Raw genomic sequence first — 15,927 nt, forward strand, 5'->3', positions numbered from 1 at the left:
AATCCATTTTGCGCCTTCCCATGATCTGCTCCCGAATGACTGATTTGACTTAAAATAACTCGTCTGTCGGGAATTGGTAGCGTATATGGTAAAAAACGGCAACGATTGTTGCCGTTTTGAGCTTAAAAATGGTGGTGGGAGATGGATTCGAACCATCGAAAGCGGTGCTAGCAGATTTACAGTCTGCCCCCTTTGGCCACTCGGGAATCCCACCAGTGGAGCGGGTAACGGGGGTCGAACCCGTATAACCAGCTTGGAAGGCTGGTGCACAGCCGTTATGCCATACCCGCATAACATCGACCCGGCCGTCGCCGAACCGAAAATATTGGTGCCGTCGGAGGGAGTTGAACCCTCACTCCGGTGAAGGAACTAGGACCTGAACCTAGCGCGTCTGCCATTCCGCCACGACGGCTTTTCCAATCAACTTCATCGAACTTTGCGCTCATCACGTCCCGCTCGATGTTGCCTAATGTACACGCCTTTTTTCAAAATGCAAACCCCGTTTCATAGAAAAAATGAAAAAAAAATCATTTCCGCTTGGACATATCCCCTTTTCGGCGCTATTGTATAAAATGAATTCATTTTGGAAAGAGAAACATGGGTGTAAAAAATTGGAAACTTGCCGGGAATAATCTGGACAGCACCATCGACGCGATTCAGCGAAAATACGCTCTGCCGCGCCTGATCGCACTCTTCTTTGCTTCGCGCGGCATCGAAGACGTCCAGGATTTTCTGAATCCGCGCCTGTCAAACCTCAGCGATCCTTACCGCTTTCCCCGTATCCGGGACGCGGCAAAACGACTCTGGGAGGCCATCGCTCACAAGGAAACCATCCTGATCCACGGCGATTATGACACCGACGGCATCACCGCCAGTGCCCTCCTTGCGCTCGTGCTCAGGCAGAATGGAGCGAATGTCCACTCGTTCATCCCCCACCGGTTCGATGATGGATACGGGTTCACCCCGGAGTCACTGCAGAAAGCCCTCGATACCTACGGCCCCGCCAGCGTCCTCGTCACCGTCGACTGCGGCATCACGAGCTGCGACGCCGTCAATGAAGCGGTACGCCGCGGCATCGATGTCATCGTTACCGACCATCACGAGGCCGGTCCGCAGCTCCCGGACGCCATTGCGATCGTCAATCCGAAAGTCTATCCCGAACTCGAGGACCTGCAACTCCTCGCCGGCGCCGGTGCCGCATTCAAACTCTCGCACGCTTTCATCAAGTATGGGCGTGAGAACAATCTCGGCGGATTCCAGACCCGACTCGAGGAGGTCCTCGACTACGTTGCCCTCGGCACCGTCGCCGATATCGTTCCGCTGCTCGGGGAAAACCGGATCATGGTCAAGTACGGCATCGAAGCGCTCCGACGCCAGATCCGTCCCGGCGTCCGCGCTCTGATCGAGAGTTCCCGGCTGCGGTCTGAACTGACCCCTGCTGATATCACATTCCGCATGGCCCCGCGCATCAATGCCGCCGGCCGGGTCGGGGATGCGAATGTCGCCCTGCAGCTCCTCGAATCCGAGCACATCGTCGAGGCATATCACTGCGCCTCTCAGCTCGAGACGTTCAATCGCATCCGGCAGGAGAAAGAGCAGGAGATCTATCAGGAGGCATGCGAGCAGATCGAACGCAATCTCGCATGGCAGAGCGAATACTCTCTGCTCGTCGCCGGACGTGACTGGCATCAGGGGGTGATCGGAATCGTCGCCTCACGCCTCGCACGCGATTACAACCGCCCCACCATCGTCCTGACCATTCAGGGAGATGTCGCCTACGGGTCGGGCCGCAGCGTCGCGTGTTTGAATCTCGTGGAAGTGCTCAGCCATACCGCCGGTCTGCTCGATCGGTACGGCGGCCACCCGATGGCGGTCGGCATCGGCCTCAAGGCAGACCGGATCGCCGACTTCTTCGAGGCGATGGACCGCGAGGTGCGTAAACAGATCTCCACAGCTGATCTCGAGGATTTTATCCGCTATGACGGAGAAGCACAGCTTCATGAACTCACACCGGAATTTTTCCGCTATCTGGCGATGCTTTCTCCGTTCGGCCACAGCAACGTCAAACCGATCTACCGGTTCAACGAGGTGCAGGTCGTTCGCTGCTCGACGGTCGGAGGATCTCACACGCGCGGGATTGTTCGCAGCCGGACCGGGCAGAGCGATTTTATCGCGTTCAACCGTCACTGTTCTCAGTTCCACGGGAAGACGCTCGATATTCTTGCCACGCCGCAGATGAATGTCCATCAAGGAGTTGAGACTCCTCAGCTGAACATTATCGACATCCGGGACGTCTACTGAATATCGCCCCCGGGCGGGGATTTGCGGCAGGCGCCGGGCGGGAGTCCGGCGCGCCGCCGGAACATGCGGGAGAACTGCAGCGGATCCGGATAGCCGCACCGGGCGCCGATCTCCTTGATGCTCAGACTGCTGTCGCGCAGCAGATGGCGGGCCAGCTCGATCCGCGCGTCGATCAGACAGCGGATCGGTGCCGTTCCGAAGTATTTCCGGAATCGAGCCGCGAATGCCGGTTTCGACAGGTTCATGCGGGCAGCGAGTGTTTCGAGGTCCCACTGCCGTTCCGGTGTTGAGACGATGCTCCGCCGCAGTTCGAGCCACGGTTCCGGGATGCGCCGCTCTGTGCCGCCGCCTGTTCTCCGGGCGATCTCCAGAAACAGGGACCCCAGGTGATTGTGCAGCAGCCGCGCGTCGGGCGGAAATTCTCCCGTGATCTCCCGGTACACGAGCGCCAGATAGGATTCAAACAGCCGAAAGTCGTGCCATTCCAGGCAGAACTCCTCCTCCAATCCGGCCGAGGCAAGGAGAGGCGATATCTCACTGCCGTGGAAGTGAATCCAGCTGTGAAGCCAGGTTTCCCCCGGATTGCCGTACCAGTGTCCGGCTCCCTCGCGCCAGAGTTTCAGGACCGGACCGCGGGTCATTGATTCCGTCGAGCCGAGCCGCAGCCGGACCGGACTGTAAAACAGCATCAGCAAGCGGTCGCCCGTGCCGCCGGGACGGTTCACCAGGCACGGCGGCATCTCCTCGCGGACTGCGCATCCCGAGACGATCACGGGGCCGCGCCGCGGCGGATTTTCCTGGTGCAGAATGCGGAAATTCATTGTTTCTGCCATTCTTTCAATCGTTTTTGCCATATGAGACCGCTCATTTCTGTGGTATAATATAACCGTTCCCATCGGAAATGCCAATTTAACCAGGAGGTCTTCCATGTTCGGCACATTCGATTCTCTGATGAACTTCTCGAACGCCCGCACCCGCGTGATCACGGCGGAAAACGTCTACGGCGAACCCGGCCGGGGCGGCATGGCCGAGGTCAGCGACATCCCGCAGCCCGAGGTGGCCCGGATCGGCCAGCTCTGGGAAAACAACCGGTGCGCCCGCGAACTCGGGCAGAAGTGGAAAGTGCGTCCCTGCATCACACTCGCGCCGGGATCGGTCAACACGCTGATGGACGTCGATGGTCCCGGCTGCATCCGGCATATCTGGATCACCGTCAACGGAAAATACCTGCGCGATCTGGTGCTGCGCATGTACTGGAATGGGGAAAGTGTTCCGAGCGTGGAAGTTCCGGTCGGTGACTTCTTCTGCAACGCCTGCAAACATACGACCGAAGTCCGGGCGATTCCGATCAGCGTCAATCCGACCAACGGCATGAACTGCTATTTCCCGATGCCGTTTGCAACCCATGCGAGGATCACGATTGAAAATCTTGCGGAAGAAGAGGTTAAGGGGGTCTACTATGCGATCAGCTTCGAGGAGCTCGACGCCCCGGTCGGCGACTGTTGTTTTCATGCGCGTTTCAACCGGACGAATCCGCTCGTCTACGGTGACGATTATGTGATTCTCGACGGCGTCGAGGGGAGGGGGAACTTTGCCGGATGTTATCTCACCTGGCAGCAGAACAACGACGGCTGGTGGGGTGAGGGCGAGGTCAAGATGTTCATCGACGGGGATACGGAGTTCCCGACCGTCTGCGGCACCGGAACGGAGGATTACTTCGGCGGCGCATGGTGTTTCCAAAAGACGTTCAGTTCCCCGTTCCTCGGATATCCGTTCGGGGGCGAGAACCGGACCGGCGCGCGTCACAGCCTTTACCGGTTTCATCTGCTCGATCCGGTCCGCTTCCGTGAAAAGCTGAAAGTCACGATCCAGGCGATCGGCTGGCGTTCGGACGGCCGCTATCTGCCGTTGCAGGATGACATCTCATCGGTTGCGTATTTCTACCAGAGTGAGCCGCACAAGCCGTTCCCGGCGCTGCCGGACCGTAACGGGCTTGAGATTATTTAAATATTTTTATGGGAATGAGTTAATCTGTCGCTGATGTGAAGTCGGTGATAAAAAAGAGTGCGGGAAAGATGGTATCTCCCCCGCACTCTTTTTCATTTACAGCTGCCGGGCAAGTTCCGCAACCGAGGCGGAGGCTTTGAACGGCATCAGCAGGAAGCTGAACCGGTGGCATCCACTGTGAATGCGATATTTCGGAAGCGCATCTTCGCCGCAGCTGTTGGTGCCGAGTCCGCGCTGACCAAGATCGAGATTGAAGAACGTCTCCGATCTCGCCTCAAGTTCGCTGGTGTGATTGGCCGCAAGGAAATCCGCCGGCGTAAAGTGCAAGGCTGAACACTCCATCCACTGCGGCGCCACAGCGAGCAGTCCCGCTTCACCGTTGTCAACGGCTGCGAAACGGACCGCGGTGTGGTTTCCGCACTCCTGGGGAAGAATGTACGGAGTATACTGTTCGGAAATCGTTTGCCGGTAGAGTGATACGATGCTTCCGGCATGGCGGTCGCAGTAGTTTTCCATCGGGCCGTTTCCAAAGTAGGTGAAGTTCTCGAAGCCTTGCGGCAATGCGATGGTCCAGCCGAGCCGCGGCAGATCGTCGAGTTCAGCCGGAACATCGAATTCCAGATTTACGGCCAGCGCTCCGGTCGGAAGCAGCACGAGGTTGCGCCGAACCGTGAGAACCGCCTTGTTCTTTGCGGCATAGGCCGTTTCCGAGTTGATCTCGAGCGTTCCGTTCTTCATGCGGAAATCCGCGGCTGTATCGCGCCGTTCCAGGATGTCGAGACCGTAGACCTCAAGCCAGCGGTAGCCATTCTTGCGTTCATCCGTATGGATGAAGCAGCGGATGGCGTCGTTGTCGGTCGCTCCCCGCATAAACTGTTCCGCCGGAGAGGTTTCCATGAGCTCAACTCCACGGTATTTCCAGGAAACCGGCAGTCCCGCAGCGTCGAACATGAGCTCGGAGTCACCTGTGGTGAACATGCAACCGTCCTGACGGATCTCATGTTCCGGGAGCGCCGCGGTCGCGCCGAGCGGAGGCGGAAGTTCGAGCTTGAACTGTTCGCTGCCAACCTCGTAATTCGCCTTTGCCCAGAGTGTTGCGGATTTCTGTTTCGCCGTGACGATGACGAATGCCTCCTGATTGCGTCCGAGTCGCGGCAGCTTCCAGTTGATCCGGAACTGTCCGGAGGTTTGCGGCGCCACCTCGGGCATCTCGAGCGTGCCGCGGTCGGTCACCTTGCCGTCAACCTCGATCCGGTACGAGAATACGAGGTCGTCGAGCGTCTTGAAATAGTGGTAGTTCACCAATTCAAAGAGACCCGAAGAGAGCTCGACTGCACGGATCGTGAACGGTTTCGCCAGATATTTGAACTCGTACATCGACGGGTGCGGCACCCGGTTCGGCCAGATCATGCCGTTGCAGCAGAAATCGAAGTCATTCGGGAAATCTCCGAAGTCGCCGCCGTAAGCGTAGAATTTCTTCCCGTTCTCATCGTGTTTTTCGATCCCCTGGTCGACCCAGTCCCAGATGAAACCGCCCTGAATGCGCCGTTCGCGGCGGAAGAGTTCAAAGTAGTGCACGAGCGAGCCGTTGCTGTTGCCCATCGCATGCGTGTATTCACACATGATGAAAGGACGCGGATCGTTGCCCGCCAGGTACTTGGCGACAGATTCAAATGAGGGGTACATCGGACAGATCGAATCCGAGATGTCGGCATTCAGACCCATGATCGTCTCCCATTCGGACCATCCATCCTTTCTATCCCAGATATGCTTGCGCATCGCTCCCTCATAATGGATGAGACGGGTCGGGTCGTAACGGCGGATCCAACCGGCCATCGCGCCGAAGTTCGAGCCGATGCCGGATTCGTTGCCGAGTGACCACTCGAAGACGCACGGGTGGTTCTTGTCGCGCACGACCATGCGGGTCACACGCTCCATCATCGCGGGCAGCCACTCCGGATCGTCCGTGACGAAGTCGTAGAATGCGTGGCATTCGATGTTCGTCTCGTCGATGACATAGAGTCCGTACCGGTCGCAGAGCGAACAGAAACGCGGATCGTTCGGGTAGTGGCAGGTGCGTACCGCGTTGAAGTTGAACGATTTCATCAGTTCCACATCACGTCGCATCACCTCGAACGGTACGGTTTTGCCGTGGACCGGATCGAAATCGTGGCGGTTCACGCCGAGGAACTTCACCGGCTGTCCGTTGATGAGGATGTTTCCCCCCTTGAGTTCAACGGATTTGAACCCGATATCGCACCCGGTCGATTCGACGACCCGCTTCTCCGGATCGAGCAGCGTCACCGTCAGCCGGTAGAGGTTCGGCGTCTCGGCCGACCAGAGCGCGGGCGCGGGAACGCTGATGCGGGCAAAACCAACCGGGACTCCCTGATTGGCAATGATTTCAATGATCTCAGGCTTCGCGAGGACCATTTTGTTCTTCGCGTCGTAAAGTCGGACGGCGGCGGTGTAGCCCTGCGGGTGGATGTCGGTCGAGAATCCCGCGTCGACCGTCACTTCAAGGATGCCGTCGGTGTAGTTGTTCTCGAGTTTCGTCTTTGCGAAAACATCGCGGATGAACTCTTTCCCGGTGTGGTAAAGATAGACGTCGCGGTAGATGCCCGCCATCCACCAGTGATCCTGGTCCTCAAGCACGCTGCCGTCAGACCAGCGCAAAACGATGACTGCAAGTGTGTTATCCCCAGTTCGGACGAACGGCGTCACATCGAATTCCACGCAGGTGCGGGAGTCTTTCGCCATGCCGACCTCCTCGCCGTTCACGAAGACGAAGAAGCAGCTCTCGACGCCGCTGAAATGAAGCACGAACCGCCGACCCGCAAGCGACTCGTCAATCCGGAACGTGCGGCGATAGACGCCGGTCGGATTCTCCTGCGGCACGAACGGCGGCTGCTGCGGCCACGGCATCTGGACATTCGTGTAGTGGGGTTTGTCATACCCCTGCATGGTCCAGTTGCCCGGGACGGTGATCGAGTCCCAGTTCGCGTCGTCGCAGGTTTCGGCGGTGCACCCGGGATCGACCTCTTCAGGGCGGGTGTGGTATTGAAACTTCCACTCTCCGTTCAGGTTCAGGATCTGCGGGCAGTCGAACGGCTCGAACGACGGTTTCCGCGCTTCCCGTTCTGAGGAGAACGGGAAAAGCGTCGAACGGCTGCGAAGGCGGTTTACGCCTGTGCACAGCGGGTTTTCCCAGAGCCGGACCGACTTGCAATCGAAAAGTTTCATGGTATATTCCTTATGTTTTGGTGAAAACCGGAGCATGTTTCTGTTTTAAGATAACACGCTTTTCGAGGAATGAAAGCAAAACAGGATACGATCTTTGGGGAAGTTGAATATGTTTTCCGGTAATTTTCCAGCGCCATTCACGATTTACCGTTCTGTCGGGGTGGCCGGCGAGCGGATCGGCATCGGCGTGATCGATAAGTCCGGTATCACGGCGGACTACGTAAATCGCGCGCATCCGGAGTATGTGATCGTGCTCCTGCTGCGCGGGCGCGGCGTCTACCGTACCTGCGGAGGCGAGTCGTATGCGTTGTCGGCAGGATCGGTGTTTCAGCGTTTCCGCGGGGTGCCGCATACGACGGAGATCGACCCGGCGAGCAGCTATCTGGAGTGTTTTCTGGAACTTGGAGCGTCGGTTGCGAATCTCCTTGCCGGATACGGCGTTGCCGATCCCGCGAAACCGGTGCTCAAAACCGCCGTGACCGCCGTTCTTGCGGAACGTTTTTCGGAATTGAGTGACAGTTTCCGCACTGCATCGGACTCCGAACTGCTGTGCCGGATTCCCGATGTTGTGGCGCTCGCATGGAGCTGCCTCTGCGGCGGCATGCGGCCGCAGGACCGCGCCGGAGAGTCGCGCCGGGAGCTGATTGCGGCCGCGTGCGAATTTCTCGGCCGGGATTTCCGGAAAACCGCTGATCTTGCCGAATTCTGCCGCCGCCGGGGATGCGGTTATGAGAATTTCCGCAAGCTGTTCCGGGCGGAGCTCGGAATCTCCCCGCACCGTTACCGGATCCGCAGACGGCTTGATGCGGCGTGTGCATTGCTTCTCCGGCCGGAGTTGACCATTTCCGAGATTTCGGATATGCTCGGATATGCTTCCCCCTATGAATTTTCCGCGCAGTTCAAACGTTATATGGGGTGCCCCCCGTCCGGCTACCGGCAGTGATCGACGGATCTGCGGGACACGGAAACTTGTCGAAATACCATTTGTTTGCAGAACTGGAGACACGATGAGAAAAGTGGAAGAGTTTGACTGGAAGAGCGTCGCCGCCCGCTGGGAGGCCTGGCATCGCGGAGAGAGCAGGGGGCCGGTGTTCCAGGTCCCGGTCGCGCCGCCCGCGGGGAGCGTGAAGCGGCCGCACCACTATCTTTCGCAATATGATTTTTCGATTCCGGCGTCGGAGATTCTCGATGAGATCGAGAATTATCTCGCGCACTGCACCTATGTTGCGGAGTCGTATCCGTCGGTATGGCTCAATTTCGGCCCGGGCGTGCTGGCCGCGATGATCGGCGGAGAGGCGCACAACGGCATCGACACCGTCTGGTTCACGCCGGGGAAGTGGAGCGGCATGACGCCGGACCGGATTCGTCCGCGCCTCGAGCGGGATTCGCCGTGGTTCCGCCGGATCGAGGAGTTTCTCTTCGCGGCGCGGGAGCGGCACGGGAGATTTCACATCGGCTGTACCGACCTCGGGGGAACGCTCGACGTGGTCAGTTCGCTGATTCCGGGCGAGGAGCTCCTTTATGCGCTGTACGACTGTCCGCAGGAGGTCCGGCGCATCTCGGAGGAGGTGCAGCAGGCGTGGTTCGAGGCGTTCGACTGTTTCAGCGGGATTCTGCCGGAGAATCACGGGTACAGCGCCTGGGACGGGGTGTTTTCGACCCAGCCTTACTACATGCTGCAGTGTGACTTCTGTTATATGATCTCACCGGAGATGTTCGGGCAGTTCGTGCTGCCGGACCTGCGCCGGAGCTGCCGCCGGATCGCGCGCAGTTTCTACCATCTTGACGGGAAAGGGGAGTTGCCGCATCTGCCGCAGATTCTGAAGATCGAGGAGCTTGAGGGGGTTCAATGGGTCTGCGGCGCCGGGGGCGGCGAGTTGCTCGACTGGGTCGACGTCTACCGGCAGATCGCCGCGGCGGGGAAGAAGATCTGGATCTCTCCCGGCGGGAACTTCGAGGCGGCCGCGCAGCTGATCGACGAGATCGGAAAGCCGGAGCTCTTTGTGATTTCCGGCTCGGTCCCCGCGGAGCGGGAGGAGGATCTGCGCAGCTTCGCCGCTTCGTTCCGGCGCTGAATCCCGCGGTTTTTTTGCGGTTTGCGATATACTTTTTTCGATTTTGCACTATATTATAAAGATCGAGGAAAGGATCGCAACGTATGTTCGAAAAAATCGAAATCCGCGGTGCGTCGCAGCATAATCTGAAGAATGTCGATGTGACGATTCCGCGCAATGAACTGGTCGTCATCACCGGGCTCTCCGGTTCCGGGAAATCGTCACTTGCATTTGATACACTCTACGCCGAGGGGCAGCGGCGCTATGTCGAGAGTCTCTCGGCTTATGCGCGGCAGTTCCTCGACCGCATGCAGAAGCCGAAAGTTGAGCACATTGCCGGTCTTTCGCCCGCCATCGCGATCGAGCAGCGCACCGCCGGAGGAACGCCGCGTTCAACCGTCGCGACCGTGACCGAGATCTACGACTATCTTCGGCTGCTCTATGCGCATGTCGGGATTCCGCATTGCCCGAAGTGCGGGAGGGTTCTCGCTTCGCAATCTGCCGAAGCCATTGCCGGACAACTTCTTGCGCTGCGCCCAGGAAACCGGATGATGATTCTCGCTCCGTTCGTGAGCGGCCGGAAAGGGGAACACCGCGATGTGCTCGAGAAGATCCGCTCCGCCGGATTCGTCCGGGTCAGAATCGATGGAAAAATCGTGGAAATCGATGATCCGGAAGAGGTTCCGTCTCTTGAGAAAAACCTTCGCCACACGATTGAAGCGGTGGTCGACCGGCTGATCACCGGAAAGGCCGACCGTTCGCGGCTTACCGATTCCGTTGAACTGGCGCTGCGCCACGGGAACGGCACGCTGACCGTTCTGCTCGAAGCTCCGCGGGACGGGGAAGCGCCGGAGTTCGCCGAGGAGTCGTTCAGCGAGAATCTCGCCTGTGTTCACTGCGGCATTTCGTGCGGGGAGCTGCTGCCGCGGAACTTCTCGTTCAACTCGCCTTACGGGGCGTGCCCGCACTGCAACGGGCTGGGGATTCAACAGGTGATGGATCCGCTCAAAGTGATTCCCGATCCGTCGCTCTCGATCAAGAACGGGGCGATTCCGGGGTGGCGGCGCGGCCCGCGGCATTTGATCATCTACTATAACCTGCTGCTGCGCAAGCTCGCCGAGTGGTTGAACGAGCCCGCGATGCTGACGACGCCGTTCCGTGACCTGCCGGAGAAAGTCCGCCATGTCATTCTCTACGGCAGCGGGCAGGATCCGCTCGAATTCGACTACTGGATGCACGGTCGCAAGTTCCACTGGAGCAAGCCGTTCGAGGGGGTGCTCGAGAATCTGCGCCGCCGCATGGAGGAGACGGAATCCGATTCCGTACGGGAGCGCCTCAGCGAATATCTGAGTCCGCGCGAGTGTCCCGTGTGCCACGGGGCGCGACTCAATCCGGTGAGTCTGGCCGTGACGGTCGGCGGTCTCGGGCTGCACGAGTTCAATGCGCTTTCGGTCGAAGCCGCGCGCGATTTCGTGACGAATCTGAAACTCGAGGGAGAGCATGCTGCGATCGCGGGTGATATCCTCAAGGAGATCCGGAGCCGTCTGACCTTTCTCTCGGACGTCGGGCTCAACTATCTGACGCTGAACCGGGTATCGAGCACGCTCTCGGGCGGGGAAGCGCAGCGGATCCGGCTTGCGACGCAGCTCGGATGCGGATTGGTCGGGGTGCTTTACATCCTCGACGAGCCGTCGATCGGGCTTCATCAGCGCGACAACGACCGATTGCTCGATACGCTTGAAAAACTGCGCGACATCGGCAACACGGTGCTCGTGGTTGAACACGATCTCGACACGATCCGGCGGGCCGATTACGTGCTCGACCTCGGGCCGGGGGCGGGGGTGCACGGCGGCGAACTCGTCGCCTGCGGTCGGCCGGAGAAGATTCCGTCTTTCCCGCGCTCGCTGACCGGGGACTTCCTGGCGGGACGCCGCTCCATCGCAGTTCCGGAGACACGCAACAAAGGAAATGGCAAGAAGTTGCGTATCGTTGGAGCCGCGCTCAACAATCTGAAGAAAATCGACGTGGAGATCCCGCTCGGAACGTTCACCTGCGTGACCGGCGTCTCGGGGTCGGGGAAGAGTTCGCTCATCAACGGGATTCTCGTGCGGGCACTGAATGCGCATCAGGGGATTCAGGATCTTCCGCCCGGGAAACATGCGGCGATCGAGGGGCTGGAATATGTGGACAAGGCGATCGTGATCGACCAGAGCCCGATCGGCCGCACGCCGCGCTCGAATCCGGCGACCTACACCGAGGCATTCGGTGCGATCCGCAAGCTCTTCTCCGAACTGCCGGAGTCGAAAGTGCGCGGCTACGGGCCGGGCCGGTTCAGTTTCAACGTGAAAGGCGGGCGCTGCGAAGAGTGCCGCGGCGACGGCATCAAGAAGATCGAGATGCAGTTTCTCTCGGACGTTTACGTCGAGTGTTCCGCCTGCGGCGGGCGGCGGTTCAACCAGGAGACGCTCGGCGTCCACTACAAGAAGAAGAACATCGCCGATGTTCTTGATATGACGGTGAATCAGGCGGTGGAATTCTTCAGCGCGGTTCCGTCTCTCGCGCGCAAATTCAAGACGCTGCAGGAGGTCGGACTCGGCTACATCACGCTCGGACAGCCCGCGACGACGCTCTCGGGCGGAGAGGCGCAGCGGGTTAAACTCGCTGCGGAACTTGCACGGATTCCACGCGGCCATACGGTCTACATCCTCGACGAACCGACCACGGGGCTGCATCTCGCGGACATCGATCAACTGCTCAAGGTGCTCTGCCGTCTGCGCGACATGGGCAACACCGTCATCGTGATCGAGCATAATCTCGACGTGATCAAAACGGCGGACCACATCATCGACATGGGACCGGAGGGAGGAGACCATGGCGGGCGGGTCATCGCCAGCGGTACGCCGGAGGAGGTCGCGAGGGTAAAACGCTCTCACACCGGGCGGTATCTGAAGCCTTACCTCGGAATCGGGAAGTGATTCTGCGTTTTTTTCGGGGTGTCGGCCGGGAGACGGCTTGCATTTTGAGCTCACGATGGTATATTCAGCCTCAGTGGTGGATTCCGGCAGGAGCCGTACCCGGGTGGGGCGTAGCTCCAGGTCTCCGTTTTATCAGTAAAAGAAGGATCAGGGAAATGAAGAAAAAAATCGCGTTTCTGTTTGCTCTGGCAGGCGTGGCCGTCCTGTTCGCCGGCTGTTCGTCGCTGCAGACTGCCGACTCGTCGAAATTCAACGGGCAGAAGATCACCGCTTCCGGAACGGGGGTGGCGCACATCTCCGGTTACAGCAGCGGGCTCTATTTGCTGTGGATTCCGCTTATCGTCGGTTCGACCGAGAATCCGGGAACCATCGCGTTCGGCGAGGACTCCTGCAATGTGACCGCGGTGACGGAGATGGTTACGGGTCAGGCGAAAGCGATGCGTGCATCTGAAACGGTCGATCTCGTTTCGTCGGCGGGCAGCACGAACATTCCGGTTCCGTTCCCGTTTATCCTCTACTGGAAGACGGTCACGGTCTCCGGCAACGCGGTGAAGTAAGCGCTTCCGGCATGCATAACATTAAATTTACAGGAATGTACTCATGAAAAAGATTGCACTTTTCCTTTCTGTTGCTGCCGTTGCTCTGCTGTTTGCGGGTTGCGCCAGCGTTGAAGCGGTTCAGAATCCGAATTTGAACGGTCAGCGGGTTTCGCTCTCCGGAACGCCGGTTGCGCATTTGAACGCGCAGAACTGGGGAATCTACCTCTTTTCGATTCCGCTCTTTGCCGGTTCGACCGAGAACCCGGGCAGCATTGCCGTGCTCGAGGATACGGTGAACGTCGAGTCGATGATTCCGATGGTCACGGCGAAGAGTCGGGAGCTCAAGGCGAGCCGGACGCTCGACCTCGCGTCGCAGTATTCGGTCGGCGGGTTCATCTTCTACACCCGTTCGATCAACGTCTCCGCGAACGCCGTGAAGTAAGACTCCGGAATTCCGGATGGAAAGCCGCTCTCTCCGGGGGGCGGTTTTTTTTATTTTCAACTGTTGCATTCGGGCGGATGACCCGGTATATTACCACGATTTCAGGTAACGGAGACGGAGACGGGAATGGCTGTGGCGAAAGTGATCGTCGACCTTGCACTGGACAAGGAGTTCGACTACGAGATTCCGGCGGAACTCGAGGGGCGGGTCAAGGTCGGCACGATGGTGTCGGTCCCTTTCGGCCGCTCCCGGCGGGACGGTTATGTGCTCAGCCTGGCCGATGCGAGCGATTACGCCGGGAAACTCAAGCCGATTCTCGGAATCTGCGGCGACCGGGCGCATGTGCCGGAACAGCTTGTGACGCTCGGCCGCTGGATGGCCGATTACTATTGCTGCAGCCAGGAACAGGCGATCCGCACGCTGCTGCCGGCCGCGGTGCGCAGCGGCAAAGTCAAGCCGAAAAAACGGAAACTTTACCGGATCGCCGACCGCGAGGCCGCCTCGACTTTCGTGGCGGTCAACGCCGCGAAACCATCGGCCGCGCTGCGGGTCGATCTGCTCAAATCGCTGCTTTCGGACGGCGCTCAGACGATCGAATCGCTGAAAATGTCGGTTCCGGCATTCTCGAACTCCTCCTTGCAGACGCTGGTCCGGAAAGGGCTCGTCGAGACGGTGGAGGAGCTCGTGCGGCGCGATGCGTTCGGGGCGGGACAGGTGATTCCGACCACTGCGCTCAAGCCGTCGCCCGATCAGGCGAAAGCGCTTGCGACGATCCGGCAGATGCTCGACAGGGAAACGGCTGGTCATGTTCTGCTGCTGCTCGGTGTGACCAATTCCGGCAAAACTGAAGTTTACCTGCAGTCGATCGCAATGGCGTTGGAGCGCGGGAAATCTTCGATCGTGCTTGTGCCGGAGATCTCGCTCACTCCGCAGACGGTTCGCCGATTCCGGGCGCGGTTCGGCGATGCGGTGAGCATTCTGCACAGCCGACTCTCCGACGGGGAGCGGTTCGACGAGTGGAACCGGATCAACGACGGCGAAGTGAAGATCGCGGTCGGCGCGCGGTCGGCGTTGTTTGCGCCGTTCCGCGACCTCGGGCTCATCATTGTCGACGAGGAGCACGAGTCGAGTTACAAACAATCCGAGGCGCCGCGCTACTCCGCGCGCGATGTCGCCGTCATGCGCGGCAAGCTCGAGGGGGCGGCGGTCATCCTCGGTTCGGCGACCCCCTCGGCCGAGAGCATGTACAATGCTGAAACCGGGAAATTCCTGCTCGCCCGCATGGCCGCACAGGTCGACAACAAACTCCCTCCGCACATCCGCATCGTCGATCAGCGGCTCGACGGGCCTCCGGAGCCGGGCAAGAGCACGTTCTTCTCGCGTATGCTGATCGAGGCGGTGCGCGACCGGATGAACCGCGGGGAGCAGAGCATCCTCTTTCTGAACCGGCGCGGTTATGCGCGGGTCATGATTTGCGGGGAGTGCGGCTTTGAAGCGCGCTGCCCGGACTGTTCCGTGAGTTACACCTATTCAAAGCAGCGGGAACTGCTGAGCTGCCACTTGTGCGGCGGGGTGATCCCTGCCTACAAGGTGTGTCCGCAGTGCGGGTCGGAGAAGATCCGCTATGCCGGAGTCGGAACGGAGAAGATCGAGGCGGTCGCCGGAGCGGTATTTCACCCGGCCCGGATTGCGCGCATGGATTCCGACACGATGCGCGGCGCCGATGACTATGAGATTGTGCTCGAGCGGTTCCGCCGCGGCGAACTTGATATTCTCATCGGCACGCAGATGATCGCCAAGGGGCTGCACTTCCCGAACGTGACGCTGGTCGGAATCATCAATGCCGACCTCGGGCTCACGATGCCGGACTTCCGGGCGAACGAGCGGACGTTTCAGTTGATTACGCAGGTTGCGGGCCGGGCGGGGCGCGGCGACATCCGGGGCGAGGTCATCATCCAGACGCACAATCCGGAAAACGAGACGATCCTTTACGCCGCAAACCGCGATTACGACGGGTTTTCCAAGTTCGATCTCGAGTTCCGCGAGCTGCTGGACTATCCCCCCTACACGCATCTCATCACGGTGTTTTTCCGCGGGGAGGACGAGTCGAAGCTCGCGGAGTATGCGTCCGCGTTCACGGCCGAGGTGAATCATTACGTTCACGACGAGATCCGGATCGCCGGCCCGTCGCCTGCGCCGATCGAGCGGATCAAGGGGAAATTCCGCTACATGCTCGTGATTCGCGGCCGCAGGATGAAGATCCTCAAGCAGGCGCTGCGCGTGCTCGCATTGCACCGGCCCGTCCCGAAAGGGATCGACGTCTACGTCGATGTCGACGCCCAGTCGCTGTTATGAGGGGGAGTGTA

The 15,927-nt window shown here is 59.5% G+C and carries 10 protein-coding genes and 3 tRNA genes; 8 read left to right on the forward strand and 5 right to left on the reverse strand.

The genetic code is table 11. The annotated features are described in order from the left end of the window. Positions 1–129: 129 nt before the first annotated feature. From Q0J85_RS07205 to Q0J85_RS07215, 3 genes are all read right to left on the reverse strand, one after another. Positions 130–214: transfer RNA gene (locus Q0J85_RS07205), tRNA-Tyr, on the reverse strand. 2 nt (positions 215–216) lie between these two features. Then, a tRNA-Gly gene (locus Q0J85_RS07210) sits at positions 217–290 on the reverse strand. A gap of 36 nt (positions 291–326) precedes the next feature. Further along, positions 327–412 (reverse strand) — tRNA-Leu (locus Q0J85_RS07215). A 185-nt stretch (positions 413–597) separates the two neighbouring features. Here Q0J85_RS07215 and recJ point away from each other — a divergent pair. After that, the gene (gene recJ / locus Q0J85_RS07220) at positions 598–2,301 is read left to right on the forward strand and encodes a single-stranded-DNA-specific exonuclease RecJ (RefSeq protein ID WP_294479704.1); all 1,704 of its coding nucleotides are present in this window, start codon (positions 598–600) and stop codon (positions 2,299–2,301) included. On the opposite strand, the gene Q0J85_RS07225 is transcribed toward recJ, so the two are convergent. After that, positions 2,295–3,122, reverse strand: a complete 828-nt coding sequence (locus Q0J85_RS07225; RefSeq protein ID WP_294479707.1) for an AraC family transcriptional regulator — start codon at positions 3,120–3,122, stop codon at positions 2,295–2,297. The two genes, recJ and Q0J85_RS07225, sit on opposite strands and share 7 nt — an antisense overlap. A 106-nt stretch (positions 3,123–3,228) precedes the next feature. Here Q0J85_RS07225 and Q0J85_RS07230 point away from each other — a divergent pair, with 106 nt between their 5' ends. Next, positions 3,229–4,308 (forward strand): glycoside hydrolase family 172 protein, encoded by a 1,080-nt coding sequence (locus Q0J85_RS07230; protein WP_294479710.1) that lies wholly within the window; start codon positions 3,229–3,231, stop codon positions 4,306–4,308. 96 nt (positions 4,309–4,404) lie between these two features. On the opposite strand, the gene Q0J85_RS07235 is transcribed toward Q0J85_RS07230, so the two are convergent. Further along, positions 4,405–7,551: a glycoside hydrolase family 2 TIM barrel-domain containing protein gene (locus tag Q0J85_RS07235; protein ID WP_294479713.1), complete on the reverse strand. Its 3,147-nt coding sequence runs from the start codon at positions 7,549–7,551 to the stop codon at positions 4,405–4,407. Positions 7,552–7,660: 109 nt separating this feature from the next. Here Q0J85_RS07235 and Q0J85_RS07240 point away from each other — a divergent pair, with 109 nt between their 5' ends. The 6 genes from Q0J85_RS07240 (at position 7,661) to priA (ending at position 15,916) form a co-directional block, all read left to right on the forward strand. Next, entirely contained in the window at positions 7,661–8,494 is an 834-nt protein-coding gene (locus Q0J85_RS07240; protein WP_294479716.1) for an AraC family transcriptional regulator, read from the forward strand. Between the two features lie 64 nt (positions 8,495–8,558). Next, on the forward strand, positions 8,559–9,626 hold the full coding sequence (locus Q0J85_RS07245; RefSeq protein WP_294479719.1) for a hypothetical protein: 1,068 nt from the start codon (positions 8,559–8,561) through the stop codon (positions 9,624–9,626). A gap of 83 nt (positions 9,627–9,709) precedes the next feature. Next, the gene (gene uvrA / locus Q0J85_RS07250; protein WP_294479721.1) at positions 9,710–12,580 is read left to right on the forward strand and encodes an excinuclease ABC subunit UvrA; all 2,871 of its coding nucleotides are present in this window, start codon (positions 9,710–9,712) and stop codon (positions 12,578–12,580) included. 155 nt (positions 12,581–12,735) lie between these two features. After that, on the forward strand, positions 12,736–13,137 hold the full coding sequence (locus tag Q0J85_RS07255; protein WP_294479723.1) for a hypothetical protein: 402 nt from the start codon (positions 12,736–12,738) through the stop codon (positions 13,135–13,137). Positions 13,138–13,180: 43 nt separating this feature from the next. Further along, complete coding sequence (locus Q0J85_RS07260; RefSeq protein ID WP_294479726.1) at positions 13,181–13,561, forward strand: hypothetical protein; 381 nt, start codon at positions 13,181–13,183, stop codon at positions 13,559–13,561. Positions 13,562–13,687: 126 nt separating this feature from the next. Further along, positions 13,688–15,916, forward strand: coding sequence for a primosomal protein N' (gene priA / locus Q0J85_RS07265; protein WP_294479729.1), 2,229 nt, complete (start codon positions 13,688–13,690; stop codon positions 15,914–15,916). Positions 15,917–15,927 lie beyond the last annotated feature (11 nt).

Origin of the sequence: uncultured Victivallis sp., assembly GCA_944389935.1 — a bacterium.
Taxonomy (GTDB): domain Bacteria; phylum Verrucomicrobiota; class Lentisphaeria; order Victivallales; family Victivallaceae; genus Victivallis.

What these genes read in the sequence shown, in the direction of transcription:
- recJ (WP_294479704.1), top strand. Translation starts at nt 598, where the DNA reads ATGGGTGTAAAAAATTGGAAACTTGCCGGGAATAATCTGGACAGCACC.
- Q0J85_RS07225 (WP_294479707.1), bottom strand. Translation starts at nt 3,122, where the DNA reads ATGAATTTCCGCATTCTGCACCAGGAAAATCCGCCGCGGCGCGGCCCC.
- Q0J85_RS07230 (WP_294479710.1), top strand. Translation starts at nt 3,229, where the DNA reads ATGTTCGGCACATTCGATTCTCTGATGAACTTCTCGAACGCCCGCACC.
- Q0J85_RS07235 (WP_294479713.1), bottom strand. Translation starts at nt 7,551, where the DNA reads ATGAAACTTTTCGATTGCAAGTCGGTCCGGCTCTGGGAAAACCCGCTG.
- Q0J85_RS07240 (WP_294479716.1), top strand. Translation starts at nt 7,661, where the DNA reads ATGTTTTCCGGTAATTTTCCAGCGCCATTCACGATTTACCGTTCTGTC.
- Q0J85_RS07245 (WP_294479719.1), top strand. Translation starts at nt 8,559, where the DNA reads ATGAGAAAAGTGGAAGAGTTTGACTGGAAGAGCGTCGCCGCCCGCTGG.
- uvrA (WP_294479721.1), top strand. Translation starts at nt 9,710, where the DNA reads ATGTTCGAAAAAATCGAAATCCGCGGTGCGTCGCAGCATAATCTGAAG.
- Q0J85_RS07255 (WP_294479723.1), top strand. Translation starts at nt 12,736, where the DNA reads ATGAAGAAAAAAATCGCGTTTCTGTTTGCTCTGGCAGGCGTGGCCGTC.
- Q0J85_RS07260 (WP_294479726.1), top strand. Translation starts at nt 13,181, where the DNA reads ATGAAAAAGATTGCACTTTTCCTTTCTGTTGCTGCCGTTGCTCTGCTG.
- priA (WP_294479729.1), top strand. Translation starts at nt 13,688, where the DNA reads ATGGCTGTGGCGAAAGTGATCGTCGACCTTGCACTGGACAAGGAGTTC.